Raw genomic sequence first — 8,879 nt, 5'->3', positions numbered from 1 at the left:
TTTGCACAAAAAAAGGTCCACAGCTCCCGAAGGAGTCATGAACCTAATTTCCCTTTACATGTAATACAATAAACTGATAAACATATTATATCAGCTATCCAAGAAATTATCTACTATTTCTGTAGATTAACTACAGAAGCGGTGGCTCTTCCATATAATCATCATCTTCTTCATAGCACGGACAATTTTCATTTCCCTCCATGAAATAATGATCCATATCCTCTTCGGACATTTCATTTACCTGTCCGCAATCTGATGCGCCAGTAGAATTGTCATAAAAGAAATGCCTGCAGTTTTCACATTTTTTTACTCTGTCCATATCGTATTCTCCTTATGTAATCCAAGACCAAACTAAAAAAGCTCCGTTTTTATATATTCCTGAATCTCAGATAATTCCTTACGGATCTCCTGGATTTCTTTTCTATATACGGGGTTATCTTCGCACCCTTCCAGCACATCTAACCGATAATGGCACCATCCCGTCTGATCCGAGATGTAGTCGGAGATCTCATCCTCATCTACCATCCCATCCGGAATTTTGATCTCGTTCGGCAGACTCAGAAATACGTCCAGATCGCCGTCCGTGTCCCACTGAATGTTATATGCTTTCATGGAAATGCTCCTTCCTTGTTATTTTGAAATTATGCTCTACCTGATCCATTCAATGCAGAAACCTGGACCTCATCCGCACCGATCGTGATCAGATACGGAAAATTCCCAAGTCTTTCTTCCGGAAGTACCTCGCTGAGATTGATGTTTCTGATGATCTCTCTCAAACCTTCCGCATCACCTCCATCACTCGCTCTCAGAAGAATAAATTCATGAATGCTTGATGGAATGGCGATCATCTGGCGGCAATCGATCCTTTCTCCGAAGTCCCGGAGTACTTCGTCATTCAGGATGGCTGCTGCACCATAAGCGGCAGACTCATTTGTCATGACATACATCTCCGGTTCCGGTATTCCGGCATCTAAAAACGATACGGCAACTTCTGTATCATAAAATTCCGGATATCTCTCGATCAGGATCTCCTTCACGCTCTTGATTTCACAGGAATCCGCAACATTCTTACTTGCACACTCCCATGCTTCATCCTGAGAAATACCTGCTGCCTGCAATACAGCCGGAGAGACATATGTTCCCATTCTTGCATCTTTTAATTCCTCAATATTAAGATACAAGAAGCTCCGGATTCCCTCGAACTTTGTATCCTGATTGATTCTGTCAGTCTGATCCAGCTCTGTCTCCGGAAATGCAGAAAGCACGCGTACTGTCAAATGGCTCTCAACCCACTCCTTATTTTTCAAGAGTTCCGTGAGTGAGAGCACATTCTGCGGTGTTCCTTTATAGCCTTTCACCAGCTCATCCACAAAGGCGGCTATTCCCACTGTGAGCATCTCTTTCATTGCGCTCACAGCTTTTATACGCATAAGAATCTGATCATGACCAAAGAGTAGATTCCAGTCCTCATAACTTTCGCTGTCATTTGTCATGATCTTTGTCGTAAAGCCGTGATCCTTTAATTTGCTTTCTACTTTTTTTAAATTTTCCATTACAAATCCGTTAATTTTCATCATGATTCTTATCCTTTCTTTTTTTCTCCCCCCATATCCGGACGGAGTGATATTTCACGCAAAAGAGGAACCCTCCTGAATTCCTCTCTACAAAGTCTTATTCCATGATCTCCTCGAAAACGCCACTGCGCACCATATCGAGAAGCCATGCTTCAAAATCCTGGTATTCCTTTTTCTCTACCATTTTTTTATATATCCCCCGCATCTGCTTCAGCGTAAAGCTCTTTCCCTCAAACGGTTCTTCGTAGGTGATATATTTTTTCTCTGTTTCATCGGAACGTACAGATCCGGCTCTTCAATCGGATCGGCTGATTCATAAATCGTAACGCCGTCCCGGATGATCGGCGGCTCTTCCAATGACAAGATGGCTTTTATGAAATCTTCCCTTTCACAATTCCACATGTCAATGAGTTCACCACCGTATTCCCCTAACGGATCAACCTGGTATCGAATGTTTCCGTCATCACATAAGAAGATATAAATATCTCCCCAATTGATCCGGATCCATTCAGCTTCCGTTCCGCCAACCAAAGGGCTTTCAATTTCAGCAAATTTCTTTGCATACTCCTGAATCTCCTTTGATTTATTATTATCAAGGATATCCGCTGCAATCGCATTGCAGTGATTAAACTGCTTTATCAGCGATGCCTCAAATCCTGCTGCCATGTTTTTCCTCCTCTCCTAATTCCAGTACACCATGCACTCCGGCTCTTCCTGGATCCATCGATCAAAATCCACATCGATTTCAAGCTCTCTGCAGATTTCAGTCAACGTATTCTGGTCCTTTGCCCCGAGTTCCATGGGATCAAGATCACGTTCATACAACGTCTTGGATATTCCATCCGCATGCGTCATGCCGATATCATAGTCAAACAGTGTATTTAACTATGCATAGCAATCCGCATCTGCGATGTCCCAGCCTGCCTTATAGCACTTCCAATAGAAGTTTACCATTTCATCCGAGCAGGTATCATCCAGGTCGATGAGCTTGTTGCAAAATATCCGGTTCAAAAGATCCCGTTTCTCGCAGATCGCGATCCCGCATTTTACAACAGCTCCCTGTTTATCGTTCATCTGACTTCTCCTTCCTTTGGTTCTTTTGTGGTTGCATATTCTATGCTGCTACCCTCCTTCTTTTCTATTTCAGTTTTTTGCACAAAAAAAGGTCCACGGCTCCCAAAGGAGCAATGGACCTTTTTTCCTTAAACATATCGTACAATAAAACTGATATATACATCATACCATTTTTTCGTTCACTTGTCTATACGGTGCGGAGCTTTTTCTACTCTCGCGGTGCAATTTTTTCGATCAACCACTCAACAGACATTTCATTATTCATGGCTGCCAGGTTATCAAAACACTGCACTGCGATTTCCAATGCCTCTTTTTTTCCATAGCCTTTCTTTTCTATGAGTTTTCCCGCTTTCAACACGTTGCCATATGTTTTTCTCCTCATCCTCGTCACTCCTCTCTGATATTCGATATATTCCGCAATATCATCCATCCTATACATCCATTTTTTCTAATGCATCCGCGTTTTCAATCGAAAATACTTCCCACTCGTCTCCGGTATCAATACAGCTATCCTCCTCGATATCGAAGTTCTCATTATATTCGGTCAGCCCCTCGCGTTCCGCGAATGCTTTTCTTATCATCTCTTTACGCTTTTCCAGGCAATCATAGCGATCATGTGCCTGGTATCTTATGTCAAAGTCAACACCATCATATGCATGGTGCCAGATAATAAGATTTTTTCCCTTCTCCGGATCAAACGGTAAAATCTCGGAAACCAAAAAGTCTGACTCAGGACAAGACTGGATTGTTGTTTCAACCCTTGTCCGACTATTTTTAATTTCAATGGTGCCGTTCTCTTCCGATGCTAAAAGGAATTCATTTGCGGCATCTAACGCTTCTTTTAAGGCATCCTCCAGCTTCGAATGCACGGAAAAATGAGGACGCGCATACTCCTCATCATTTAATGTGCATACCAGGTATTTCATTCCCTGGGTCTTCTTTTTATCGATCTTCCGGGAATCCTTATGAATCTCATCATTGATTCTTTCAGTGGAATACTTGCATCCACAATAATGATCGCAAAGATCTTTATCTTCATAATCTTCTGTTTTCGTCTTCTTTACTAAATATTTTTTCATATTCATTATCTCCATTTCTTTTATTTCTTTGGCTGCTGATAAATCCAATTTCCATGTCTTACCTTGTCACTGGATTTATCCCAAAATCCAAGCTTTACCATGCCTCTGACGCTTCCAGATACATGAATGCAGCTGCATTTAGTTGTAAATCTTTTTCCGGTCGCATCTTCATACTTTTTCGGGCTGCTATAATACGCCATACCGATGTCTCCTTTTGCATTACCATTTTGTCGCTTTTAATTTTCCATTTTTGCAAAACGTCCAACCCAAATTCTCCAACTGGTCTTTGAATGTTTTCTTATACCAGTCCGGATTTCTGTCGCAAAAAGATGAAGCTCTGTGCGCATACAGCTTATTTTTACTTAACCAGTGCTCCAGTGTATCTTCATCTTTAATGGGACCAACATATGGAAACGCTTCTCCATATCCAGTTGTGACCGTTTTGACAAACTTTCCATACTCGTCAAACACAAGGAAGACGGATCTCATCCGCGCCTCTTTTTGATTCTGGATGCCAAAATTGTCACGAAACCATTTATCAATAAAGGCTTCTTTTTCGGACACTTCTGCTGCTTTTCGTTCCACAAGCAAGCGTTCTTCCCGCTTTTCGCATTCCTTTATCTGAGCATATAATTCACTCATATGATCGCGCTCTTTCTGTATTTGTACATCCAGTTCCTTTACATTCATTTCCTGCTCCTCCTTCTTATATCCACCAAATTGCTTTATGCCTTATCCAGTCACTTACTTCGTCATAAGTGTTTCCGGTTACCATTTCAAAGCTTCCGTCCTCAAGTTCAGTAAATGTTTGCATTGATTCGTATTCATCAACCAAATCATCCATTTTTTCTTCTGATAGGTCATATCCATTCGCTTCCAAATAGTCCTTCATCAATTTTTTTAAAGTTTCCTTCATATTTAACTCCCTTCAGTTATCTACACGATCATTCCACTTGGAAGCTGGCACGGTCGTGGCTGTCTTTCATTCTTTTCATCCATGATATAAACCTACCACTCATACACTGGAAGTCCTTCCGTTATGTCTGCATCCCGATCCAGCCAGATAAGGGATACTCCTAATTTTCTGGCATAGTCCTGAAGTATCCGCAGATCTTCTGGAAGTTCATCATATAATTTTCTCATCTGAGCATCGATATGATCCAGATCCAGAACGCTGATAAATACTCCTTCTTCATAGTTGACACAGTACGGGATATCCATATCTTTTAACATCCCGATTGTTTCCTCTTTTAAATGGGCTGTGCTCATTTCCAAATATCTGTTTACCATATTCTTTTCCTCTTTTCTTTTATTTTTTCAGTTTTTGCACGCAAAAAAGGTCCACGGCTCCCGAAGGAACCATGAACCTAATTTCCCTTTACATACAATCACAAACTGATATTCGTATTATATCAGTTCTTTTTTAAATTGTCCACTGTTTCTATGAAGCAGACGAAAATAGTTCATGGATTAGAGGGAACTTTTTCCATCTAAGTATTCCATATATTTTCTTTTTTTCTCTTCATACTCAGCAGCAATCCGATCTAACCGTTCCTGCTCTTTGTCGCATTCTTCCTGGGACTCAAACACATCATAATAATATGTGTCTCCATCCCAGCGGAGCCGTGTGATCTTCCCGATTTCTTTATCCGTCAATTCATATGTCCGATACATGCTATACCTCCTATTATTCTACGTTGCCGTTTTCATCAACAACGTCTTCAAACTCCCAGCCTCCACACAGCTGGTGTTACGTAAATTCTCCTCCATCTGCCTCCTCTGCAATTTTTTTGCTTCTTCGACAGAATTTGCTTCTACATCTAAATATAGATACTCCACCGCTTTATCCAGGTTTCAATATACTGGACAGCCTTATCTTTTTCAAACATTCCATGACTATGATCCTCGATAAGGCATTCCTCCTCAAAAATGCACTCTGCAACAATCGAATCAAGATCCCGCGCATTTTCCTTTGAGACACCATAGGACCTCAGCATGTCGGAATAACTATCGTAATAGGAAGAGATTACTGACTCTATTTCTTCCTCACTGTAGTCATTCAGATCGATCAATCCAGAGCATACATTGTAATTGTCCTTTGCATTAGCCGGACAGATATCGCTCCACATACTGCCAAGGCATATCGCCTGTATGAATTTGTATCTTCTATTTCCCAATGATTTGCACCACTGTAAATCATCGGTCTTATACCACTCATTCATGATATTCTCCTTTTTATCTGTATTTTTCTGCAAAGACTGTAATTCCAGTTCTAAGGACTGTTTGTCCTCCTCATTTTCATACAGTCCATTATCAAGAACAGCCTCTAATTCCGTTATTCTTAACTGTCTCTCCTGCTCTTCTGTATATTCCAGACGCATAATCCAATCCTTCCTTTCTTATTTCAATCAACCGTAACATACCAATAGCCGCTGTATTTATCCTCTTCACCGTTTCTCTGATCTTCCTTTGGATCATAATATCCGGTATTCACCAGGATTTCCTCTCCCTGGGACTCATAAAGCTGCTCCAGCAAATCGGCTATGGCATTTGCAGCGGATTCCGTTTTACATAAGATCTCTGTCTCATTATCACACCAGATTTCCCCATCCGGCGTATTTTTTAATCTCTTGAAAATTTCATCGATCCAGTTCATGCCTGTCGTTCAGATCCATTCTTATCCGAACTTCCTCCTTTTTATTTAAGTTTGGTTGCGTGTTGGTGCTGCTGCCCTCCTTCCACTCAATTATTTCAGTTCTTTACAAAAAAAGGTTCACAGCCCCAAAACGGAGCCGTGAACCTGATTTCCATTTACATACGAGATAAAAACTGATAACCCTATTATATCAGTCCTTCCGGGAATTGTCTACTGCTTCTGCTCAAACAGTTTGCTGTACTGATCTCGCATACTGCAATAAGTATCCCCTCCGATAATGATATGATCCAAAAACTGAATCCCCATCATCTCTCCTGCCATATGAATGCGCTGGGTCACATGTATGTCCTCTGCCGATGGAGTTGTATCCCCACTCGGATGGTTGTGTACCAGCACAAATCTGACAGCTCCGCACAAGAAAAGTCTGACAAAGATTTCTCTTGGCGTGATCAAAGAGCCGTTGACGGTTCCGTGCGATACCTCAAACAACCCCAAAAGTTTGTTCTTGGTATTAAATGCAAGCAGCCATAAATGCTCCTCTGCCAAACGGTTCGCCTGCAACACATCATTACACAGGTGTACGATCTGTGCCGGAGTATTCATTTCTCCTTTTTCACTGGCATAGAGCTGTGCGCTCTCCTTTACCAGGATATTTTTATTTTCCTCATCTAAGAGGACTTTATATTTTATCACTTTCATCTTATTCCTCCTTTATTTTCCCCAGGTCAGGAGCTGACACGCGATGGTGCAGTCTTCCATGATCTCGGTGTTGATATTTCCGCGATCGGGATCAAGCTCATCCAGGAACACGCCATTGATGCAGCTATGCCCGATTTCCCGTTCCTGCTTCGCCCTACGGGCAAACACCTCCGGGAAATCTCTCCGGATCTTATTCCAGTACCCCATGCCGCCTTTCACGCAGCCGAGGCAATTGTTGTTCTTATATCCCATATCGTAGAGAATCGGACGTTTCAGACCGAGCTTATAAGCGATTCCATGTGCTTCCTCTTTGATCAGATGATTGTCGATCAGAGGGAACTCATGATCATAATCACTCAAAGCTTTTTCAATACTCTCCGCACGGTCTTTTTCGTTTACATCAAATCCCCACACATAGGTATGGTGATCCGGATGCTCCCGCTCCCACTGCATGCGGACCCGTTTTTTCAAGCGTTCCGTACATGGTGCTCCATATGGAGTATTGATGCATCGGGTTCTTTCGATCACGTCATCCACATCCTTATATTCTTCAGACTGGATAATCGTAATTTTGCGCCCCAAAAGTTTCTCACAATCATGCAAGAAACGGTCACTGTCTGGATGCTGATTTGCTACACGCGTATATATAATCTCATCAACATCCTTAGCAAGATAACAAGCCACAAAACTACTAATTCCAGTCGAAAACCAACATACTTTCATACCAGCCACTAACCAGATCCTGGATAATGGCAACACGGTAATCGGCTTGGATGCATTATTAAGTGCTTAGTGAGGCACAGCCACTCCGCCGTATTTTACGAAATCTTTCGATTTACGGTAACAAAAATACGTCCTGTTTTCAGGGCGCATCACACAAGTACCGTTACAGATTTACCAGACTAATCTCTGTACAACCTCGTTTCACGAGGATAGGTATTACTCCTTTCTATTCTCTTCTTTAATTTCTCTTTTTCCGGTGTAAATATATTCCACCGCTTTTTCCGCTTTGCTTGCGGCGGAAACAATAAATCTGGAGTCATTTCTCAGTACCCGCAGCCAGGACTGAATATATCCGGCGCTGTTTTTGATCGTACTGGATGTCTCGATTCCAGCTTTTCCGAGGATCATCACACTTCCGATTTCAGCAACCAGTTCCTCTTTGCTGTATTCAGTTCCACCAAATGCAGCCTCAGCCCCGGACTCCAGACGATTCAGCCTCATCTTATGTCCGGTACTGTGAATCATTTCGTGGAACATCGTACTGTAGTATTCCGCCGGATCCATAAATTGATCAAGCTTAGGAACTACAATACAGTCCCTGGAAGGACTGTAATAAGCCTTGTCCGAATGTTCGATCACCAGTCTCAAAGCACTTTCTCTTGAAAGATAGGTATCTTTGATCCTTTCTGCTTCGTCAATCGGTTCCAGCTTGTTCTTCTCCGCCTCAACCGGTAAAGGCTCCACACCATCTACCTGAGAGATATGGAACACGTTGTAGTAGCGTAATACCGGCTTCATAAGAACTTCTTCGTCCTCCTTCTGCTCGGCATTCTTTACCGGAACCCAGTTCCAGTAAACGACCACTTCGGATTCCTCTCCTTTTCTCACCTGTCCTCCGAGGCTCTGCCACTGCTTATAGGTGGCATACTCTCCAGAATGGGATAAGAGTATGCAGTTCAAAACCGAGTATGGTTTTTTACTGATCCTGTTAAATGCTGATTCTCCGCCGCTCCACGGTTTCTTCCACGGGATGACGCCGGCTTCCAACTGTTTAATGATCCTGGACGTTACAAT

18 protein-coding genes are annotated in these 8,879 nt (G+C 42.2%); all 18 read right to left on the bottom strand.

What is annotated here, in order from left to right; all coding sequences use genetic code 11:
- Positions 1-130: 130 nt before the first annotated feature.
- Positions 131-319, bottom strand: coding sequence for a hypothetical protein (locus tag DXA87_RS17220; protein ID WP_117505521.1), 189 nt, complete (start codon positions 317-319; stop codon positions 131-133).
- A gap of 32 nt (positions 320-351) precedes the next feature.
- On the bottom strand, positions 352-612 hold the full coding sequence (locus DXA87_RS17215; RefSeq protein ID WP_117505519.1) for a hypothetical protein: 261 nt from the start codon (positions 610-612) through the stop codon (positions 352-354).
- 29 nt (positions 613-641) lie between these two features.
- Complete coding sequence (locus tag DXA87_RS17210; protein WP_117505517.1) at positions 642-1,577, bottom strand: DUF5688 family protein; 936 nt, start codon at positions 1,575-1,577, stop codon at positions 642-644.
- Between the two features lie 207 nt (positions 1,578-1,784).
- A complete protein-coding gene (locus DXA87_RS17205; RefSeq protein WP_117505515.1) occupies positions 1,785-2,240 on the bottom strand; it encodes a hypothetical protein in 456 nt (151 codons plus the stop codon).
- A 15-nt stretch (positions 2,241-2,255) separates the two neighbouring features.
- Positions 2,256-2,399 carry a hypothetical protein gene (locus tag DXA87_RS18070; RefSeq protein ID WP_158553101.1) on the bottom strand — a complete coding sequence of 48 codons (144 nt, stop codon included), beginning with the start codon at positions 2,397-2,399 and terminating at the stop codon, positions 2,256-2,258.
- A 60-nt stretch (positions 2,400-2,459) separates the two neighbouring features.
- Positions 2,460-2,648, bottom strand: a complete 189-nt coding sequence (locus DXA87_RS17200) for a hypothetical protein (protein ID WP_117505513.1) — start codon at positions 2,646-2,648, stop codon at positions 2,460-2,462.
- A gap of 208 nt (positions 2,649-2,856) precedes the next feature.
- Positions 2,857-3,078, bottom strand: a complete 222-nt coding sequence (locus DXA87_RS17195; RefSeq protein ID WP_117505511.1) for a hypothetical protein — start codon at positions 3,076-3,078, stop codon at positions 2,857-2,859.
- A 1-nt stretch (position 3,079) separates the two neighbouring features.
- A complete protein-coding gene (locus tag DXA87_RS17190; protein ID WP_117505510.1) occupies positions 3,080-3,727 on the bottom strand; it encodes a hypothetical protein in 648 nt (215 codons plus the stop codon).
- 20 nt (positions 3,728-3,747) lie between these two features.
- Positions 3,748-3,927: a hypothetical protein gene (locus DXA87_RS17185; protein ID WP_117505508.1), complete on the bottom strand. Its 180-nt coding sequence runs from the start codon at positions 3,925-3,927 to the stop codon at positions 3,748-3,750.
- Between the two features lie 19 nt (positions 3,928-3,946).
- A complete protein-coding gene (locus DXA87_RS17180) occupies positions 3,947-4,417 on the bottom strand; it encodes a hypothetical protein (RefSeq protein WP_117505506.1) in 471 nt (156 codons plus the stop codon).
- 16 nt (positions 4,418-4,433) lie between these two features.
- The gene (locus tag DXA87_RS17175) at positions 4,434-4,643 is read right to left on the bottom strand and encodes a hypothetical protein (protein ID WP_117505504.1); all 210 of its coding nucleotides are present in this window, start codon (positions 4,641-4,643) and stop codon (positions 4,434-4,436) included.
- A 92-nt stretch (positions 4,644-4,735) separates the two neighbouring features.
- Positions 4,736-5,017 (bottom strand): hypothetical protein, encoded by a 282-nt coding sequence (locus tag DXA87_RS17170; protein WP_117505502.1) that lies wholly within the window; start codon positions 5,015-5,017, stop codon positions 4,736-4,738.
- A 180-nt stretch (positions 5,018-5,197) separates the two neighbouring features.
- Positions 5,198-5,401 (bottom strand): hypothetical protein, encoded by a 204-nt coding sequence (locus DXA87_RS17165; protein WP_117505500.1) that lies wholly within the window; start codon positions 5,399-5,401, stop codon positions 5,198-5,200.
- Between the two features lie 146 nt (positions 5,402-5,547).
- On the bottom strand, positions 5,548-6,108 hold the full coding sequence (locus DXA87_RS17160; protein WP_117505498.1) for a hypothetical protein: 561 nt from the start codon (positions 6,106-6,108) through the stop codon (positions 5,548-5,550).
- Between the two features lie 23 nt (positions 6,109-6,131).
- On the bottom strand, positions 6,132-6,383 hold the full coding sequence (locus tag DXA87_RS17155; RefSeq protein WP_117505496.1) for a hypothetical protein: 252 nt from the start codon (positions 6,381-6,383) through the stop codon (positions 6,132-6,134).
- Between the two features lie 210 nt (positions 6,384-6,593).
- Positions 6,594-7,082, bottom strand: coding sequence for a JAB domain-containing protein (locus DXA87_RS17150; protein WP_117505494.1), 489 nt, complete (start codon positions 7,080-7,082; stop codon positions 6,594-6,596).
- A gap of 12 nt (positions 7,083-7,094) precedes the next feature.
- A complete protein-coding gene (locus DXA87_RS17145; protein ID WP_242998134.1) occupies positions 7,095-7,610 on the bottom strand; it encodes a phosphoadenosine phosphosulfate reductase in 516 nt (171 codons plus the stop codon).
- A 411-nt stretch (positions 7,611-8,021) separates the two neighbouring features.
- Positions 8,022-8,879, bottom strand: an 858-nt coding sequence (locus DXA87_RS17140; protein ID WP_117505490.1) for a zincin-like metallopeptidase domain-containing protein, incomplete at its 5' end; no start/stop codon positions are given.

Source organism: Desulfotomaculum sp. OF05-3, assembly GCF_003435535.1.
GTDB classification, from domain to species: domain Bacteria; phylum Bacillota; class Clostridia; order Lachnospirales; family Lachnospiraceae; genus Pilosibacter; species Pilosibacter fragilis.
The sequence above is the reverse complement of the archived record's forward strand: the minus strand, read 5'-3'. Positions and strand labels throughout refer to the sequence as shown.

Coding starts and splice junctions, on each gene's coding strand:
- DXA87_RS17160 (WP_117505498.1), bottom strand. CDS start 6,108: ATGCGTCTGGAATATACAGAAGAGCAGGAGAGACAGTTAAGAATAACG.
- DXA87_RS17180 (WP_117505506.1), bottom strand. CDS start 4,417: ATGAATGTAAAGGAACTGGATGTACAAATACAGAAAGAGCGCGATCAT.
- DXA87_RS17210 (WP_117505517.1), bottom strand. CDS start 1,577: ATGATGAAAATTAACGGATTTGTAATGGAAAATTTAAAAAAAGTAGAA.
- DXA87_RS17205 (WP_117505515.1), bottom strand. CDS start 2,240: ATGGCAGCAGGATTTGAGGCATCGCTGATAAAGCAGTTTAATCACTGC.
- DXA87_RS17150 (WP_117505494.1), bottom strand. CDS start 7,082: ATGAAAGTGATAAAATATAAAGTCCTCTTAGATGAGGAAAATAAAAAT.
- DXA87_RS17200 (WP_117505513.1), bottom strand. CDS start 2,648: ATGAACGATAAACAGGGAGCTGTTGTAAAATGCGGGATCGCGATCTGC.
- DXA87_RS17190 (WP_117505510.1), bottom strand. CDS start 3,727: ATGAAAAAATATTTAGTAAAGAAGACGAAAACAGAAGATTATGAAGAT.
- DXA87_RS17215 (WP_117505519.1), bottom strand. CDS start 612: ATGAAAGCATATAACATTCAGTGGGACACGGACGGCGATCTGGACGTA.
- DXA87_RS17155 (WP_117505496.1), bottom strand. CDS start 6,383: ATGAACTGGATCGATGAAATTTTCAAGAGATTAAAAAATACGCCGGAT.
- DXA87_RS17165 (WP_117505500.1), bottom strand. CDS start 5,401: ATGTATCGGACATATGAATTGACGGATAAAGAAATCGGGAAGATCACA.
- DXA87_RS17170 (WP_117505502.1), bottom strand. CDS start 5,017: ATGGTAAACAGATATTTGGAAATGAGCACAGCCCATTTAAAAGAGGAA.
- DXA87_RS17175 (WP_117505504.1), bottom strand. CDS start 4,643: ATGAAGGAAACTTTAAAAAAATTGATGAAGGACTATTTGGAAGCGAAT.
- DXA87_RS17185 (WP_117505508.1), bottom strand. CDS start 3,927: ATGGCGTATTATAGCAGCCCGAAAAAGTATGAAGATGCGACCGGAAAA.
- DXA87_RS17195 (WP_117505511.1), bottom strand. CDS start 3,078: ATGGATGATATTGCGGAATATATCGAATATCAGAGAGGAGTGACGAGG.
- DXA87_RS17220 (WP_117505521.1), bottom strand. CDS start 319: ATGGACAGAGTAAAAAAATGTGAAAACTGCAGGCATTTCTTTTATGAC.